Source organism: Pseudoalteromonas sp. SMS1 (genome assembly GCF_021530565.1).
In the GTDB taxonomy this organism is placed as follows: domain Bacteria; phylum Pseudomonadota; class Gammaproteobacteria; order Enterobacterales; family Alteromonadaceae; genus Pseudoalteromonas.
In genome coordinates this window covers 207,383-224,706 of the sequence record NZ_JAKGBI010000005.1, presented here as the reverse complement: position 1 = coordinate 224,706, position 17,324 = coordinate 207,383, and the positions used below count along the sequence as shown (strand labels likewise).

22 protein-coding genes are annotated in these 17,324 nt (G+C 43.7%); 8 read left to right on the top strand and 14 right to left on the bottom strand.

Annotated features, from left to right (window positions below):
- Window positions 1-179: 179 nt before the first annotated feature.
- From L1286_RS08445 to L1286_RS08395, 11 genes are read right to left on the bottom strand one after another with little or no spacing between them, the layout of a single operon-like run.
- Window positions 180-458: an HPr family phosphocarrier protein gene (locus L1286_RS08445; RefSeq protein ID WP_235406543.1), complete on the bottom strand. Its 279-nt coding sequence runs from the start codon at window positions 456-458 to the stop codon at window positions 180-182.
- Complete coding sequence (rapZ, locus tag L1286_RS08440; RefSeq protein ID WP_235406455.1) at window positions 458-1,300, bottom strand: RNase adapter RapZ; 843 nt, start codon at window positions 1,298-1,300, stop codon at window positions 458-460. Before rapZ ends, L1286_RS08445 begins: the two co-directional genes overlap by 1 nt.
- A 12-nt stretch (window positions 1,301-1,312) precedes the next feature.
- Window positions 1,313-1,768, bottom strand: coding sequence for a PTS sugar transporter subunit IIA (locus tag L1286_RS08435; RefSeq protein ID WP_235406454.1), 456 nt, complete (start codon window positions 1,766-1,768; stop codon window positions 1,313-1,315).
- Between the two features lie 2 nt (window positions 1,769-1,770).
- A complete protein-coding gene (gene hpf, locus L1286_RS08430) occupies window positions 1,771-2,058 on the bottom strand; it encodes a ribosome hibernation promoting factor (RefSeq protein WP_023397244.1) in 288 nt (95 codons plus the stop codon).
- A gap of 26 nt (window positions 2,059-2,084) precedes the next feature.
- Window positions 2,085-3,593 (bottom strand): RNA polymerase factor sigma-54, encoded by a 1,509-nt coding sequence (locus tag L1286_RS08425; protein ID WP_235406453.1) that lies wholly within the window; start codon window positions 3,591-3,593, stop codon window positions 2,085-2,087.
- Between the two features lie 41 nt (window positions 3,594-3,634).
- On the bottom strand, window positions 3,635-4,360 hold the full coding sequence (gene lptB / locus L1286_RS08420) for an LPS export ABC transporter ATP-binding protein (RefSeq protein WP_235406452.1): 726 nt from the start codon (window positions 4,358-4,360) through the stop codon (window positions 3,635-3,637).
- Window positions 4,357-4,890 carry a lipopolysaccharide transport periplasmic protein LptA gene (gene lptA, locus L1286_RS08415; RefSeq protein ID WP_235406451.1) on the bottom strand — a complete coding sequence of 178 codons (534 nt, stop codon included), beginning with the start codon at window positions 4,888-4,890 and terminating at the stop codon, window positions 4,357-4,359. Before lptA ends, lptB begins: the two co-directional genes overlap by 4 nt.
- Window positions 4,877-5,431, bottom strand: coding sequence for an LPS export ABC transporter periplasmic protein LptC (gene lptC / locus L1286_RS08410; protein WP_235406450.1), 555 nt, complete (start codon window positions 5,429-5,431; stop codon window positions 4,877-4,879). The genes lptA and lptC overlap by 14 nt, the downstream gene beginning before the upstream one ends.
- Entirely contained in the window at window positions 5,428-5,979 is a 552-nt protein-coding gene (kdsC, locus tag L1286_RS08405) for a 3-deoxy-manno-octulosonate-8-phosphatase KdsC (RefSeq protein ID WP_235406449.1), read from the bottom strand. The genes lptC and kdsC overlap by 4 nt, the downstream gene beginning before the upstream one ends.
- A gap of 1 nt (window position 5,980) precedes the next feature.
- Window positions 5,981-6,952, bottom strand: a complete 972-nt coding sequence (locus tag L1286_RS08400) for a KpsF/GutQ family sugar-phosphate isomerase (RefSeq protein ID WP_235406448.1) — start codon at window positions 6,950-6,952, stop codon at window positions 5,981-5,983.
- A 9-nt stretch (window positions 6,953-6,961) separates the two neighbouring features.
- Window positions 6,962-7,924: a calcium/sodium antiporter gene (locus tag L1286_RS08395; RefSeq protein ID WP_235406542.1), complete on the bottom strand. Its 963-nt coding sequence runs from the start codon at window positions 7,922-7,924 to the stop codon at window positions 6,962-6,964.
- A 224-nt stretch (window positions 7,925-8,148) separates the two neighbouring features.
- On the opposite strand from L1286_RS08395, the gene L1286_RS08390 reads away from it, so the two are divergent.
- The 7 genes from L1286_RS08390 to murA are packed head-to-tail and all read left to right on the top strand — an operon-like array spanning window position 8,149 to window position 12,821.
- Window positions 8,149-8,967 (top strand): ATP-binding cassette domain-containing protein, encoded by an 819-nt coding sequence (locus L1286_RS08390; RefSeq protein ID WP_235406447.1) that lies wholly within the window; start codon window positions 8,149-8,151, stop codon window positions 8,965-8,967.
- On the top strand, window positions 8,964-9,743 hold the full coding sequence (gene mlaE, locus L1286_RS08385) for a lipid asymmetry maintenance ABC transporter permease subunit MlaE (RefSeq protein ID WP_235406446.1): 780 nt from the start codon (window positions 8,964-8,966) through the stop codon (window positions 9,741-9,743). Before L1286_RS08390 ends, mlaE begins: the two co-directional genes overlap by 4 nt.
- Before the next feature lie 12 nt (window positions 9,744-9,755).
- On the top strand, window positions 9,756-10,301 hold the full coding sequence (gene mlaD / locus L1286_RS08380; protein ID WP_235406445.1) for an outer membrane lipid asymmetry maintenance protein MlaD: 546 nt from the start codon (window positions 9,756-9,758) through the stop codon (window positions 10,299-10,301).
- 42 nt (window positions 10,302-10,343) lie between these two features.
- The gene (locus L1286_RS08375; RefSeq protein ID WP_235406541.1) at window positions 10,344-10,994 is read left to right on the top strand and encodes an MlaC/ttg2D family ABC transporter substrate-binding protein; all 651 of its coding nucleotides are present in this window, start codon (window positions 10,344-10,346) and stop codon (window positions 10,992-10,994) included.
- Window positions 10,987-11,280 (top strand): STAS domain-containing protein, encoded by a 294-nt coding sequence (locus L1286_RS08370; RefSeq protein ID WP_442961694.1) that lies wholly within the window; start codon window positions 10,987-10,989, stop codon window positions 11,278-11,280. Before L1286_RS08375 ends, L1286_RS08370 begins: the two co-directional genes overlap by 8 nt.
- A gap of 5 nt (window positions 11,281-11,285) precedes the next feature.
- Window positions 11,286-11,543 carry a BolA family protein gene (locus L1286_RS08365; protein WP_235406443.1) on the top strand — a complete coding sequence of 86 codons (258 nt, stop codon included), beginning with the start codon at window positions 11,286-11,288 and terminating at the stop codon, window positions 11,541-11,543.
- 12 nt (window positions 11,544-11,555) lie between these two features.
- Window positions 11,556-12,821, top strand: a complete 1,266-nt coding sequence (murA, locus tag L1286_RS08360) for a UDP-N-acetylglucosamine 1-carboxyvinyltransferase (RefSeq protein ID WP_235406442.1) — start codon at window positions 11,556-11,558, stop codon at window positions 12,819-12,821.
- Window positions 12,822-12,845: 24 nt separating this feature from the next.
- Here murA and L1286_RS08355 read toward each other — a convergent pair whose 3' ends face one another.
- From L1286_RS08355 to L1286_RS08345, 3 genes are all read right to left on the bottom strand, one after another.
- A complete protein-coding gene (locus tag L1286_RS08355) occupies window positions 12,846-13,787 on the bottom strand; it encodes a trypsin-like peptidase domain-containing protein (RefSeq protein WP_268832180.1) in 942 nt (313 codons plus the stop codon).
- Between the two features lie 234 nt (window positions 13,788-14,021).
- Window positions 14,022-15,374 carry a DegQ family serine endoprotease gene (locus L1286_RS08350; protein WP_235406440.1) on the bottom strand — a complete coding sequence of 451 codons (1,353 nt, stop codon included), beginning with the start codon at window positions 15,372-15,374 and terminating at the stop codon, window positions 14,022-14,024.
- A gap of 184 nt (window positions 15,375-15,558) precedes the next feature.
- Window positions 15,559-16,014, bottom strand: coding sequence for a YhcB family protein (locus L1286_RS08345; RefSeq protein ID WP_235406439.1), 456 nt, complete (start codon window positions 16,012-16,014; stop codon window positions 15,559-15,561).
- 139 nt (window positions 16,015-16,153) lie between these two features.
- Here L1286_RS08345 and zapE point away from each other — a divergent pair, with 139 nt between their 5' ends.
- Window positions 16,154-17,242, top strand: coding sequence for a cell division protein ZapE (gene zapE, locus L1286_RS08340; protein WP_235406540.1), 1,089 nt, complete (start codon window positions 16,154-16,156; stop codon window positions 17,240-17,242).
- Window positions 17,243-17,324: the final 82 nt, after the last annotated feature.

Sequence of the window (17,324 nt, the reverse complement as noted above, 5' to 3'; positions counted from 1 at the left end):
TACTTTGTATATTGTGCAACTTTATGTGTCTCAAATTGTGTATCAAAGCACTCAAAAGTAACCCGTATATAAAGCGCTTTATAGAGTGATTATAGCTGTTTAATTTAAAGCGTTTAAACTTAAACTATATCTTACTTGTGTGACTTTACGAATCGGTGACCGTCTGAAAACTACATACGTTATTCGGCTTCATGAAATTTGTCTTCTATTAAATTCCCAATCGCATGGAGTGCACCTTTGGCATCGGGCCCTGTACACTCAACTCTGACTGTTTTACCTTGACTACTTTCAAGCAGAAGTAACGCAAGCACGCTATCCCCAGGTGCGCTCTTATCACCTTGATATAGGACAATATCGGCATCAAATTGCGTGGAGAGCTGCGCTAAAATCGTGGCTGCGCGAGCATGTAACCCCAACTTATTACGGATCAGAAAAGTATCTTGCCACGTGTCACGCATCACTCTTGTTCTCTATGGCGAATTTTGACGTTTGCATGTGTACGAGTAAAGCGTTCACCGAGTGTTTGTGCCAAGTAAACTGAGCGATGTTGTCCCCCAGTGCAACCAATTGCAACAGTTAAATAACTGCGATTGTTGCGCTCTAAGTGTGGCAACCAAGTTTGCATAAATGTCTGAATTTGCCAAATGAACTTTTGTACAATGCTGTGGCTAGACAAGTAGTCTTTAACAGGTTGATCGAGTCCCGTAAGTGGCTTTAGCTCTGGTTCCCAATGCGGGTTTGGTAAAAACCTTGCGTCAAAGACGTAGTCTGCTTCTTTGGGGATACCGTGTTTGAAGCCAAAAGACTCGAAAGTGATGATTAGTTGCTTGTCTTTTTGACCCAGAATTTTTTCTCTGACACTTTCTGCAAGCTGGTGGACACTTAGCTCGGTTGTATCTATGGTGACATCCGCACGTCGAATAACAACGTCCAGTAAGTTTCTCTCTTGTTTGATCGCCAAATCAAGCGGTAAGTCATTTAATGATAACGGATGCAGGCGTCTTGTTTCGGAAAATCGCTTTATGAGCGTTTGGTCGTCACAGTCGAGATAAAAGACACTTGGATTTGCAAAGCCTGGTAAATACCCCAATATATCGTGAAACTCTTGCTGCTCTTTGGGTAAGTTGCGGACATCAATGCTAACGGCGATTTTGTCGTAACCATCAGAAACACTGCGAACAAGTGCTGGCAGTAGGTTAACGGGAATGTTATCAGCACAGTAATAGCCCAGGTCTTCTAAGACTCTTAATGCAACTGATTTACCTGAACCAGAGCGACCACTGATAATGATGAGTTCCACGTTTAATTCCTATTAATTGTCAAATTCAACAAGGACTTGATAAAGCTCTTTATCGTTTTTAGCCTGTCGAATACGTTTACAAAATACCTTGCTTTTTAGTTTATCAGCGATACTTGCTAAGGTCTCTAAATGTTGCTTATTTTCGCCATCTGGTACGATGAGTGCGACGAATACATCTACATCTCTGTCATCATAGGCATCAAATGGAATCGCTTGTTGGTTGACGAGAATAATGGCGAGTACTTTTTCTAATCCCACTAATCGTCCATGTGGAATGGCAATGCCTTTTCCAATACCTGTACTACCGAGCTTTTCGCGATTTAGTAGCGCATCTAAAATATCATGTTGATTGGTGTCAGGAATTTTTTGATGTGCCAATTCACTAATGTATTGAAGAATTCGTTTTTTGCTATTAAAAAGGACTGCAGCTTTGCTGCAGTCCTCGGAAATAAGTGCGCTAAGTTTCATGATTAGTGTCGAGTTAGCTTCTCTTTGTGTTTGATAACTTGGCGATCAAGTTTGTCAATTAAGCCGTCTATTGCAGCATACATATCTTTATGCTCTGTAGAGGCAAATAGCTCACCGCCATTGACGTGAAGTGTCGCTTCTGCTTTTTGTATGAGTTTTTCGACATCTAAAATAACATGAACATTATTTATGTGATCAAAATGCCTTTCCAGCTTCGCAAACTTACTCGTTACGTAGTCTCTTAATGAATCGGTAATTTCTACATGGCGACCAGTTAAATTTAGTTGCATAAGCATTTTTCCTTCTTTTGTTACGCCTAAATCAGGCTTTTACGCTGATTAGACGGTGGAATAGCCAAAGACTCTCGGTATTTGGCAATAGTACGTCTTGCCACTTTGATACCTTGATCAGCCAATATATCTGCTATTTTGCTGTCACTCAACGGTTTTGCAGCGTTTTCAGCAGCGATTAGCTTTTTGATGAGTGCGCGTATCGCTGTCGATGAGCACTCCCCACCATTCTCAGTACTTACGTGGCTCGAGAAGAAGTATTTCAGTTCATATATGCCGCGAGGCGTGTGCATATATTTTTGTGTCGTGACACGAGATATTGTTGATTCGTGCATATCAACCATTTCAGCAACATCATTGAGAACCATTGGTCTCATCGCCTCAGGGCCATGTTCAAAGAATGCCTGTTGTTGCTGCACAATGCAATTAGTTACTTTCAATAATGTTTCATTTCTGCTTTCTAAGCTTTTGATGAACCATTTAGCCTCTTGTAAATGCGAGCGTATAAACTGACTGTCGCTACTCGATTTTACTGAACGAGACATTGCCGCATAATGATCATTGACGCGAATTTTAGGCATTGAGTCAGGGTTTAATTCCACTACCCAGCGGCCTTTCACTTTTTTCACGGACACATCTGGGATCACATAGTCCGCTTCTTCCTGCACGATGCTAGCAGCTGGTTTAGGGTTTAAGCCGTGGATCAGTGTCATTACCTCTTTGAGCTCAGGTTCTTTGAGCTTAGTCTTCTTCATGATAGTACGGTAATCACGATTTGCTAGGAGGTCGATATATTCTTCGATGACATGTTTTGTTTCAGTTAACCACGGGGTGTCTTTAGCGAATTGATTGAGCTGGACGAGTAAGCATTCTTGCAGGCTACGGGCGGCAATACCGACGGGATCAAAAAGTTGGATCCGTTTTAAGACGGCTTCCACTTCGTCTAACTCGATAGGTTCTTGGTCATTGTCAATGTTTAGACTTTCAACGATTTCTTCACAAGGAACAGTGAGAATGCCTGAATCATCAACGCCCTCGACAATCGAAAGTGCGATTAACCTATCCGTTGCACTAAATGGAGTCAGCTCAAGCTGCCACATCAAATATTCTTGCAGGCTTTCCGTTGTTTTACCTTGATATACACTTTCATCTTCAGGCATCGGGCCTGACGAGCTCACCGGAGCGGCACTAATATACTCATCCCACGTGACGTCCATGGCCATTTCATCACTTAGCGTTTCTTTATTGAGTGCGGTATCTGTGTCTTGCTCATACTCACTCGACGACGTGTCGAGTTGGTCATCCGAGTTGGCGTCTGCTTTTTCTACGCTTTGTTGTTCAGTTGTTTTGTTCAGACCGTTTTCAAAAGAGTCCGCTTCGTTTTCTTCTACTTCCAATAAAGGATTGCTGTCCAGCGCTTCTTGTATCTCTTGTTGGAGATCTAGTGTGCTCAACTGTAACAGGCGAATAGCCTGCTGCAATTGTGGTGTCATTGTTAATTGCTGCCCCATGCGCAGCTGTAGCGATTGCCTCATGTATCTCTAACAATCCTTTTTGTTGTTACGCTTGTTCTTAACTATAGCCTGAATTGTTCGCCTAAGTAGACATCTCGGACAGTTTGATCCGCTAAAACATGTTCAGGGCTACCTGATGCAATTAATTCACCGTGTGAAACGATATATGCCTTTTCACAGACATCTAAAGTTTCTCTGACATTGTGGTCTGTGATCAGCACGCCAATACCACGGTTTTTCAAATGCTGGATAATTTTCTTTATATCTATCACTGAAATCGGATCAACACCAGCAAAAGGCTCATCTAAAAGAATAAATTTTGGATTTGCGGCTAAAGCGCGTGCAATTTCTACCCGTCTTCGCTCTCCACCAGACAGGGCCATGCCCAAACTGGTGCGGATGTGTTGAATATTAAATTCGTCCAACAGCTCATTTAAGGTCTCTTCTCGTTGTGCTTTGCTGAGCTCCTTACGGGTCTCAAGAATGGCCATCAGGTTTTGGTATACGGTAAGCTTTCTAAAAATAGACGACTCTTGAGGCAGGTAGCCTATACCCAACCTAGCACGACTATGCATTGGGAGTAAGGTAATGTCTTGATCGTCTATTTCAATGCTCCCTTTATCACTTGGAACAAGGCCGACTATCATATAGAAAGTGGTGGTTTTTCCAGCGCCATTAGGGCCTAACAGGCCAACGATGCTGCCTGCTTTAACACTCAGCTCGACATTTTTTACCACTTGTCTGCCTTTATAGCTTTTTGCCAAGGCAATCGCTTTGAGTGTACTCACGGTTGTTCCTTATCAGTCTCTTTTTTATCGTCAACAGGGAGTAATACGGTTCTAACTCGCTTACCTTCTTGTGCTGAACGTTGTGCGCTTATCAACTGCTTCTCCATATCGTAGAGGATCTCTTGTGCTGAAATTTTTTGCCCTGCCTGGCTAATTTCTGCGCCGCCTTTAATCGTAAGCAGCTTGTTTGCAACGTCATAACGTACTTCTTGCGCACTCGCTTTGAGAATGCTGCCGTCAGCTTGTTGTTCTTGAAATATCGCGGGATTGCCTGTCGCCACTAAAAGCTGTTTATTGTCTCCAAGCTCTTCTCTACGATGCACTTCAAGTCGATCCGCGGTGATCTTACGTTTACCATGAATAATCTCGACGTTATCTTCGAAAACACCGATATTGGTTTGTAATTGCGCCTGCTGCTTTCCTGAGCTGATGATGACCTGTTCAGGTGTTGTATTGGCAACGGCTGTGTGTGACAGTAAGCCAAAAGAACATGCAAATAATAGTGTGGCGCTCAGTTTATTGCTTATCATAAATCGTTTCAGTATGGTTAATTAATTCAATGATCTCAGTATTCAGATCGGCTATCAGACCCTTACCTGTGATAGTTACATTTGGTCCCGTTATTACTACTGGTTGCTCAGAACGCATTATCCTGTTGGTAATCTCTAAGCGTAAACTATCTGCGTTGATATGCGTTATCATGGCCGCCGGCATCAGGTTGGTGGCGGTTACACTTCCTTCTAATATCAGCGTGTCGTTTTCGTATAACGTGGCTTCTTTCGCAGCGAGTTGCCAATTGTGTTGCCCATTATGTAGCACAAAGATAGGTTCCTCAAAGTGACTAAAGCCAAGCTCTTGATAAAGTTCCATTCTTTGAGCTGTAATTTGATAACTCAATTGCCCGTTTTCAGCAAAAGACGTCTGTTTTAAGTCAACTGCAACATAATCGGGCTTTGCAATCGCCTCTTCTTTTACTGCGTCGAGCGTATCCTTTTGTGTGAGATAGGGATACCAAAGCCACAGCATGATGACGCCAAATACGATGAGTAAAATGACCCGCAAGTTGGTCATGTGCTGCTGCCTTGCGTAATGAGCTCGTTACCTTGACTTAGCATCAGTAAATCGGTCAGTTCTCTGACTGCGCCAAATCCACCAGGTAACATCGTTGTATAATGCGCTAATTGCTTTACCAGCGGATGAGCATCAGCCACTGCGACGGCTAAGCCAACCAGCTTCATCACTGGTATATCAGGGCCGTCATCGCCAATATAGGCAATTTGTGCGTCTTCTAAGCCTAATTTCATTTTGAGCTCTTCATAGGCCGCAACTTTGTTCTCTTGCCCTTGATAAATATGTGTCACGTTTAAGCTAGTCATACGCTGCTTAACGATTTCTGAATGACGGCCAGTAATGACTGCGACGTCTACACCTGAGGCAACGAGTGCTTTAATACCAAAACCATCTTTGGTATTAAACGCTTTTAGTTCTTCACCATGATTGCCCAAGTAAATTCGGCCATCTGAAAACACACCATCAATATCACAAATCAGTAGTTTAATGGCTTTTGATTTATCACTCGTTTGCGGAGTAATTGGTTGATATAGTTCACTAAAGTGCATGTTATAAAACCCCTGCGCGCAGTAAGTCTTGAGTATTTAAGGCGCCGACGGGACGATTGTGTTCATCTATCACTATCAGGCCGTTAATTCGTTTCTTTTCCATGATGTTGAGGGCTTCAGCTGCCAACATGTCAGGCATCGCTGTAGTACAGCAGATAGTCATAACTGAATCAATGGTGTCAGTGTGTAAGTCAATTTTTTGTTCAATAACACGACGTAAGTCTCCATCGGTGAATAAGCCACATAACAAACCTTGTGGATCGACGATGGCGGTCATGCCGAGTCCCTTTGCGGACATTTCAAATAAGGCGTCCTTTATCGAGCTTCCCTTCAGGGTTATAGGTATGTCTTTGCCTTTGTGCATAATATCGTTGAGCGTCAATAACAGCTTCTTACCCAAGCTGCCGCCAGGGTGAGATAGGGCAAAGTCATCTGCTGTAAATCCTCTTGCTTCTAGCAGGGCCACGGCCAATGCATCGCCCATCGCAAGTGTCGCTGTGGTGCTCGCCGTTGGTGCGAGGCCCAGCGGACAGGCTTCTTGAGAGACTTTGATACACAAATGAATATCGGCAAGTTGTGCCATTGTAGATTGCTCATTGCCCGTCATACTAATTACCTGCGCACCAATGCGCTTGATAACCGGGATGATGCCTACGACTTCTCCTGTCTCTCCAGAGTTAGATAGCATGAGTACGACATCATCCGCCGTGATCATCCCCAGATCACCATGGCTCGCTTCGCCTGGGTGAACAAAGAATGATGGCGTGCCTGTGCTGGCTAATGTTGCCGCAATTTTATTGCCAACGTGGCCTGATTTACCCATACCTATAACGATGACTCGGCCCTGACAATGGAGCATTAAGTTGCACGCAGCAACAAAATGGTCATTGATAAACTGCTCAAGCTCTTTTAACGCTTGTTGTTCTATTTCTAATACACGCTTTGCGGTTTCGACAAATGACGGCTTATTCATTCTTTGTACCTAAATAATGACATACATATACGCAATGAAAGCAGCCAAAAGTAAGCCCCCTTCAAAACGGTTAATTTGTCTTTTACCTTTGAAATTGAGGCTCATTAAAATAAGCGCTGCTGTAGCGCCCAGCATGACAAAGATGTCCCTGGTGGAAATATTCAAGTCGAGCTGTGCAGGATTTAACAAGCCTGCAATGGACAACACTGCCAAGATATTAAAAATATTGGAGCCGATAATATTACCCAACGCGAGGTCATCTTCGTTTTTCAGTACACCGGCGATACAGGCCGCCAGTTCAGGAAGGCTTGTTCCAATTGCGATGATGGTTAATCCGATGAGTAGATCGCTCATGCCAAAAAACTTCGCGATATCCACGGCTGAATCTACCAAAATATCAGCACTGATTGGTAATATCACCATACCGACAAGTAGCCAAAAAATGGCTTTCCCAGTAGGTACGTCATTGGGCACCTCATCGCAAGCTTCCGCGACTAAGGGGTCGTCATCTGTTGCACCGCTACTTTTTTTCGTTATGTAAATGAGACTCAAAATAAATATGGCAAATCCAGCAAGTAACGCAGCGCCTTCAGCGAAGCTAAAGTAATTGTCACTGACGATGTACCAAGCCCCAAGAGAAACGATAACTAATATGGGCATTTCTCTTCTTAGGATCCCTGAACCCACGGCTAAAGGACGAAGAAGGGCCGTGATACCTAGTACTAAAAATATATTCGCAATGTTTGAGCCTACGGCATTACCTACTGCAGTGTCTGTTTTATCCGATAAGGCCGCCTGTGCTGCCACCATCATTTCTGGTGCTGAAGACCCCATAGCGACAATTGTAAGGCCAACAATCAGGGTTGGGACACCAAAATTTTTAGCTAACGCTGCTGCTCCAAATACGAATCGGTCCGCACTCCAAACTAGCGCGACAAAACCTAAGATAAGAATGACAAAAGATAAAACCATGAAGCCTATGCCGAGTAACTTAATTAAAGTGCGACAAATATTATCAAATGCAATATCAAATGTATAAATAATCTCGTATCGGATATGTGCCATTACCCAGAAAACAACATATTGCTTATGCTTTGTGGGGAGCTTTAACAATTTCAATTACAAAATTTTACCAATTTGCGTTTTCCATCTTGTGATAAAAAAAAGTATCATTCAGCAATTGGTGAAATCGATATATGGAGAGCGACTTGTCGCAGTCAATCGTTGAAGTCAAGGATGTAACCTTTTCTCGTGGTGATAGGGTCATATACAAGAATATGAGCTTTTCTGTACCGAGAGGTAAAATTACAGCCATCATGGGGCCAAGTGGTATTGGTAAAACAACCATGTTGCGTCTGATAGGTGGGCAATTACGCCCAGACAGTGGGGATATTACGTTCCAAGGGGACAGTGTACCTGCAATGTCGCGCACAGAGCTTTATCACGCGCGTAAGCAAATGAGCATGTTGTTTCAAAGTGGAGCATTATTTACCGACATGTCAGTGTTTGACAATGTCGCATTTCCTTTACGTGAACACACGCAGCTGAGTGAGGACTTGATTCGCTTAGTGGTTCTAATGAAGCTTCAAGCGGTGGGTCTTCGCGGGGCGAGGGATTTGATGCCATCAGAACTGTCCGGAGGGATGGCAAGACGGGCGGCGCTTGCGCGCGCAATCGCATTGGATCCCGAGTTAATCATGTACGATGAACCATTTGCTGGTCAAGACCCAATTTCTATGGGGGTATTAGTACGTATGATTAAATCACTCAACGAAGTACTGGGGTTGTCCTCTTTAATTGTAACGCATGATGTAACAGAAGTGATGAGTATTGCAGATCATGTCGTGATAATTGCTGAACAAGGTGTTATTGGCAGTGGTACACCGGAGCAAATGTTGGCGCACAGCTCTCCGCTTGTGCAACAGTTTTTACAAGGACTTGCAGATGGTCCTGTGCCTTTCCATTTTAATGCTGCACCGTATGAAGAAGAATTATTGAGTGGAGGCATACAGTGATAGATTTGCTTCAGAAATTAGGCCACAAAACGCTGAGCCGATTCGCTTCAATCGGTCGTGCTACTCAAATGTTATTGGGTGCATTATTGAATGTGCCCAATGTACGCAAAGGTACACCGTTGCTTATTAAGCAACTATATATGGTAGGTCACCAATCGTTACTTATTATTATGGTATCAGGGCTCTTCATTGGCATGGTGCTGGCGCTTCAGGGTTATACAGTATTGGTTGGCTATGGTGCAGAAGATAGCTTGGGCCCCTTGGTTGCATTAAGTTTATTAAGAGAGCTAGGTCCGGTTGTGACCGCATTACTTTTTGCGGGTCGTGCAGGTAGTGCGCTTACAGCTGAGATCGGTTTAATGAAAGCGACTGAGCAATTGTCCAGTCTTGAAATGATGGCCGTTGACCCGCTTAAACGCGTAGTTGCCCCTCGATTTTGGGCTGGTTTTATTAGTATGCCGCTGCTTGCACTTATTTTTTCAGCTGTTGCTATATTGGGGGCTCATTTAGTTGGCGTAGATTGGCTGGGGGTCGACTCTGGTAGCTTTTGGTCGATAATGCAATCTCAGGTATCTCTGCAGCAAGATATAATGAATGGGCTAATAAAGAGTTTTGTTTTTGCGTTAATTGTAACGTGGATTGCACTTTACAAAGGGTATGACTGTATCCCAACGTCAGAAGGGATCAGCAAAGCAACAACGGAAACCGTTGTGCACTCTTCGCTGGCTGTTTTAGGGTTTGATTTCGTACTCACAGCAGTGATGTTTTCTAGTTAAGGGTTTTGGGTAATGAATACACGGAAAATAGAAATATTAGTGGGCCTATTTGTGGCTCTAGGTGTTGCAGCATTTGTTATGTTGGCGATGAAAGTGGCTAATGCTGGTATTAGTGGCAATGGTGAAACTTATACCTTACAGGCTAAGTTTGACAATATAGGTTCGTTAAAAACACGTGCGCCGATCAAAGTCGGTGGCGTGGTGATTGGCCGAGTTGATGGTATCCAAATCCACCCAGAAGAATTTGTCCCTGTGGTGAGTATGAGCATTGACAAGACATATGAATGCCAGTTTTCGGATACAACATCGGTGTCTATCTTAACATCGGGCATTTTAGGTGAACAGTACTTAGGTATTTCACCGGTAATCGCATCGGACTCTGCAAAGCAGACTTGTTTGGGCAATGAAGTCGTTAACCAAGATGAGATGGATTTAGATGATCTGTTTGGTGTAGAAAGTAAGGCACTGAAAAACGGTGATTTAATTACTGATACAAAATCTGCTTTGGTACTGGAAGAGCTGATAGGGCAATTTTTATTTAACCAAGGAAGTGAGTAAATCATGATATTAAAAAACAATGCTTTCTTAGTGACCTGCTTGATGGTGCTGTTATTTTGGGCGCAATCAATTAAAGCTGATACGGTTGATTTGAGTGACCCATATAAAATGGTACAACAAGTTGCCGACAATACTTTTAAACGTGTCGCGCGGGATCAGGCGATTATCACAAAAGACAAAGAGCATTTGAGGTTGATTGTAGAGCAGGAATTACTGCCATACATTGATTACAAATATGCGGCTTATCGTGTTTTGGGTAGTTATATTCAAAAGGTACGGACTATTAAAGATCCAAAGGAAAAGGCGCAAGCAGTTAAGAATATTAAGGCTTTTATTGACGTATTCAGAGATTACCTAGTTGCGACTTATGCAGGGGTATTTACTCAATACACGGATCAAAAAGTTGAATTTGAAGCGCCTCGTGCACTGGGCTCACAATCTGTGGCGACTGTTAAAACGAAAATTGTTGAAGCGGGAAAGCCGGACATTAAAATCGATTTTAAAGTGCGTAAAAACAAAAATGGTGAGTGGCGTGCTTTTGATATGATGGCAGAAGGGATCAGTTTACTCGATGCAAAGCAAAGTGAGCTACATGGTATTTTGCGTCAACAAGGGATTGAGCATGTTATTACGCTTTTAGATAAAAAAAGTAAGTTGCCTGTGCAGTTTAGAGGGGACGATGGCAATGCCTAATCTGCAGTTTAAAAAGACAGCTGACGATACGATTGCGGTCACGGGTGAACTAACCCGTGATACCTTAGTAAATGAATCACTTCTTAATCAATTGTTAGAAAATGCGCAGTCAGAGCTCTATTTTGACCTTTGTGAGGTCTCAAGGGTTGACACCGCGGGTTTAGCTTGGTTAATTCACTCTTTAGGCAAATTAAAACGACAAGGCGTGCGCCTTGAGTTAAAGAATAGACCTGAACAATTACAAAATTTAATGGAATTGGGGCAGGTCACAAACTTATTTGAGTGAGTCCAATGGAAACTAATCAAGTCGAAACGGTATTACAACAATCTTTGACCTTAGAAGAGGTAAAAGTGAAAGCCAATGGTAGTCATTATGAGGTGATTGCAGTTGGAGCGTGTTTTGATGGATTAAGACGTGTTAAAAGAGAGCAAATGGTTTACGGTCCTTTGATGGAAGTGATCAAAGACGGCACAATGCATGCGGTTAGCATAAAGGCATTTACTCCGAGCGAGTGGCAGCGCGAACAAAAATTCATCTTGCCACAATAAATAGGAGCCACAATGGATCAGTTTGTTATCCAAGGTGGCACCACTTTAAACGGTGAAGTCACTATTTCTGGAGCCAAAAATGCGGCTCTTCCTATCTTATTTGCTGCACTGCTTGCTGACGGTAAAAGTACCTTTAGTAACGTGCCGCAGCTTCGTGACATAGTAACAACAGAAGCGCTGCTTAGAACTTTAGGTGCGGATGTCTCATGGCGAGGCGAGCTACTAGAGGTTGATGGTTCGACGGTAGATAAGGTGTTAGCGCCTTATGAGTTGGTGAAGCAAATGCGGGCTTCGGTACTGGCATTAGGTCCTCTTTTAGCGCGATTTGGAGAAGCTCAAGTATCCTTACCTGGAGGCTGTGCAATCGGTGCAAGACCTGTTGATCTACACATCTCTGGCCTTGAAAAAATGGGCGCTCAAATTAGCGTTGAGAATGGTTATATCAATGCGCAAACGCCAAAGGGTCGACGCTTGCAAGGCGCCGAAATTATCATGGAAACGGTTTCAGTTGGCGCGACCGAAAATTTATTGATGGCAGCAACTTTGGCCGATGGCGTGACGGTGCTTGAAAATGCGGCGCGTGAACCAGAGATCATGAATTTGGCAGAGTGCCTCATCGCGATGGGTGCCAAGATAAGCGGCGCTGGATCAAGCCGCATCGAAATTCAAGGAGTTGACTCACTTACCGGCTGCGAGCACAAAATCTTACCAGATCGTATCGAAACAGGGACTTTCTTGGTGGCGGCTGCGATGAGTAATGGAGAAGTGCTATGTCGTAATACTGACCACGCAAGCTTGGAGCCTGTTTTAGAGAAGCTGCGTCAGGCAAATGCATTGGTTGAGATCAGCAACGACAGCATTTTCGTGAGCATGAAAAACAGAGAGCTAAAAGCGGTTAACATCAAAACGATGCCGCACCCTGGTTTTCCTACAGACATGCAAGCGCAATTCACGGCTTTAAATGTGGTTGCCAATGGCAGCGCAACCATTACTGAGACAATTTTTGAAAACCGCTTTATGCATGTACCTGAGCTACAGCGTATGGGCGCAAATATTCGCCTGGAAGGTAATACCGCCATTTGTGATGAAACTAAACATTTATCTGGCGCACAGGTGATGGCGACGGATTTACGTGCATCGGCAAGTCTAATTCTAACCGGCATTGTTGCGGAAGGGGAAACGGTCGTTGATCGTATTTACCACGTCGACAGAGGTTATCAGAAGATTGAAGATAAGTTGAGTCGTCTTGGCGCAAATATTAAGCGCAAACATAACTAAAAAAAGCGAGCTTAGCTCGCTTTTTTAATACAATGGGGTTTCTAATTCAGCGACTTCTACCATAAAGAATAGCACCTCACCGTTGCGATTCACCTCAAATTCCAGAGCTGTTCCAGGCTCGGTATTACCGATAGTACGTAAAGTTTGCTGCGGGTTTGTGATCCCCTTACCTGCAACTTTAGTGACAATGTCGCCATCTTTCATACCGGCTTGCCACGCAGGTCCAAGAGGATCCAGTTCACTGATCCTCAGTCCCATGATTGGGGTATAAACATCCGTGATTAACTGCCCATCGTTGCCTACAGCAGAACCCACAAATCCCAAGTAGCCACGTATCACGCGTCCATCTTCAATAATTTTGGTCATGACGTCTTTGGCTAAACTATAAGGGACAGCAAAAGAAATACCTTCGATATCGATATTGTATCGTGTGGTAAATTGCGCTGAAGTGATGCCAACCAAAACGCCATTGGAATTGACCAGTGCGCCACCTGAGTTACCCACGTTGACGGCTGCGTCGGTTTGCAGCAAGCTATTATATTGACTATCAGTCAGAGACTGCTTACCGGTTGCGCTGATGATACCTTGCGTGATGGTCTGTCCGAGGTTAAGCGGATTACCAATTGCGAGTACGACGTCACCGACTCTGGGCGCGATGTTGTCATTGACTGGAATGACTGGTAAATGTTCTTCATTGACCTTTAAAACGGCGAGATCGGTAATAGTATCAAAGCCAATAAGTACGCCATAGTATTGCCTGCCATCGGGTAGCAAAACCATAATTTGGTCTGCATTATTAATGACATGATAATTGGTCAGAATGTATCCATCCGACGTCATAATTACACCAGAGCCCAGTTCTTGTATGCGGTTTTGACGTTTGAATCTGGGCACTTGGCTGAAGCTTTCAGAAAAAATAGTAACAACCGCCGGTGCAGCTTGACTCACCCCATTAGCAAAACTCATTTGCTGGACAGTATAGGGCACGTTGAGGTTGCCCGCTTTAGTTCTAAACTCCGGGGTCAACCATAATATGAGGAGTGCAATCCCCAGCCCTGCCGCAATGGGGGGCAAAACAGTTCTGATAATTTGAAGCACGGTTTATTATTATTCACGTTTGTTTGCTATAGAAGATATGATGACATAAAACAACGCAGCGACAAGTGCCGCTGCGAAGATCTTAGAAAATTTTTAGCTAAATTACTGGATCAAATAGAAGACTGAGTCTCTACCTCGTTTAATGCCCAATACAATATTGCCTTGAATATCATCGATTAAACGTTTCATTTCTCTCACTGTCGTGACCCGCTGCCTATTGACTTGCATGATCACATCACCTTCTTGCAAGCCGACTCGTGCGGCTGGTGAGCGCTCTTCAACACTGACGACCACAATACCTTGATTGCCGTTGCGCTCACTACTTTCAAGTACCGCACCTCTGAGGCTAGGGTGTATTCTATCTGCTTGAGCTTGGCGTTCATTTTGCCCTTGTAATTTGACATCTAAATTACGGTTTCTCCCATCGCGATGAATACTCACCTCGATTTCACGGCCCTCACCCAGCGTGGCTATTTTACCGCGCAACTCTTCAAAGCTTTCAATTTTATCACCGTCAATGCGGGTGATCACATCATTGGCTTTAATACCTGCTTCGGCAGCAGCTGAGTCAGGCGTCACTTCTTGTACGAAAACACCTTGTTTCACATCAAAGCCTTGGGCCTCAGCAAGACCTGCATTGAGTGTCCGGCCAACGATGCCCAAAGAACCCCGTCGCACTTGCCCATATTCGATGATTTGGTCTACGAGGTTTTTCATCATATTGGAGGGAATTGCGAATCCAATACCTACGTTACCCCCTGAGGCACCTAGAATAGCAGTATTAATACCAATTAATTCCCCTTTAAGGTTAACCAGTGCTCCTCCCGAGTTACCTTGGTTTATTGCCGCGTCTGTCTGAATGAAGTCCTCGTACCCTTCGATATTTAGGCCACTTCGGCCAAGTGCACTGACAATGCCTGACGTCACAGTATGGCTTAACCCAAATGGGTTGCCGATGGCGACTGAAAAGTCACCGACACGCAGCTTGTCAGAGTCCGCGAGCTTTACTTCCGTTAAATCGTCATTGTCAATTTGTAATAATGCAACGTCAGACTCTTTGTCTGCGCCAATGAGCTTCGCTTTAAACTCTCGTCCATCTTTAAGGGTTACGATGATATTATCGGCTTCGTCTATGACATGGTTGTTTGTGACTACGTACCCTTCGTCGGCATCAATAATTACACCAGAACCTAAGCCGCTAAATGGGCGCTTTTGCGTTCTTGGGGCAGGGTTGCCAAAAAAGAAATCGAAAGGGTCAACACGGCGTCGAACTTCTTTAGCTCCTGATACTTGGATACTCACTACACCGGGAGTTACGCGCTCTAGCATCGGGGCCAAAGTAGGAAGTTGTTGTCCGTCAACCGCAACGGGTAGCTTTGCTTCAGAATAGGTTGGTAGCAAAAGCATGCTAGAAGATAAAAGCGCTGCGGATAATAAAGTTAATTTTAATTTCATAGTCTGGAAATTCTCCTAAATTACAGCGGTAGCTCAGCTTCATAAACACAATATCGGCAGATAACTAGGCAGCTCTGACGGTGATGATTCGTGTATATAATGCCGATTGAGTCCTTGAGCAGGCATGCCTGCTCAAATTATTCGGTAATTATTTCTACAGACTATGGGGTCAAAAAAAAGTTCATCAAGGAGTATTTATTTGCTCGGTTTTTGAGCGTTCCCCTGAAAATAAACCACTTTCACCTTCTGCGTAATCCATGGGGGGATTGTTTTGAGTGTATTCATCATTGCGACGTTTTTCAGGTCTTGCACGCAGTGAGGCTTGCAACTGTTCTGTTGTTTCTTTCGAGAAAAATGGCTCGCTTGGCGCTTTGTTTTTTTCTTCGATTAACAGCTGGTTTGTTTCTTCTACATGTTGCAGTAGTTGGCTGTAGTTGTCTTGCATCTTACCAACTAGCTTTTTGGTATTCGCTAAATGATCGGCAACATCTTGGCGATACTGCTCTAAATTTTGTTCTGCCTGTTTTGCTTGTTGCTCGATTTCTTCGTGTTTAAACTGTTTTTTAGTGAACAGTGAACCTAAGAAAAATGCGCTGATCGCCACGATGATCAATAAACCCAACCATGCGATTGTTGTCATACATACTCCTGTATAAGGTGAAAGCCACCTTTGTTCTTTGCTAAAAATGCTATCTATCGATAGCTTAAATATACGCTGAGTTTGGATGCGTGTTAATATATGCGACAAAGAAAACTGCTCAGTTCAACAAAATAATATGATGACGCCTTGGGAAAAGTACCAACAAGACCTTAAAAGAGAAGACTTTCAGTACGACAGCGCGCAGGAAAATGCGGTTCGGCACTTACAGCGATTATATGAAGATCTGATTGCTCAGCCTGCCAAGCCAACGGGGTTTTTTGCAAAGTTATTCAGTAAAAAACCAGCTGAACCAGTAAAAGGCCTGTATTTTTGGGGCGGTGTTGGTCGAGGTAAAACTTATCTAGTCGATACATTTTATGAAGCATTACCTGGAGAGCGCAAAATGCGTGTGCATTTTCACCGTTTTATGCACCGCGTCCACGATGAATTGAAAAAGCTAAACGAAGTGAAAAACCCCCTAAATGTGGTGGCTGATATTTTTAAATCGGAGACGGACATCATCTGTTTTGATGAATTCTTTGTTCAAGATATTACTGATGCCATGTTGTTAGGTGGGCTCATGGAGGCGCTATTTGAGCGCGGTATCGTATTAGTCGCGACATCCAATATCGTACCTGATGAGCTATATAGAAATGGCCTACAACGTGCACGTTTTCTGCCGGCCATTGCCTTGGTCAAAGCCAATACTGAAGTGGTCAATGTGGATTCTGGTATTGATTATCGCTTGAGGACACTCGAGTCAGCTGAAATATTCCACAGTCCATTGGATGAACAAGCCGACCAAAATCTATTTGAATATTTCGATAAGTTGTCACCGGAGGCGGGCGTACTTGAGGCAGAAATAGAAATCGAAGGGCGCATGATAAAAACCCGTAAGGTGTCAGATTGTATTGCGATGTTTGATTTTACACAGCTATGTGAAACCGCTCGTTCACAGGTGGATTATATGGAAATCAGTCGACTATATAACACCGTGATTTTATCCAATGTAAAACAAATGGGGCAGTCCAATGATGATGCCGCAAGACGTTTTATCGCGCTGGTCGATGAGTTTTATGAGCGCAACGTAACGTTGATTATTTCCTCACAGGCCCCCATCGATGAGATTTACACCGAAGGGACTCTAAATTTCGAATTTAAGCGCTGTATCAGTCGATTACAAGAAATGCAGTCACTAGAATACTTATCCAGAGAGCACCTCGCTTAGGCCTTTCATATTTCTGGCGGAAAAATCAGCCACATGCTGGTTTTTCCCAACTACCCTTGCTATAATCCGCGGCCTGCCACGT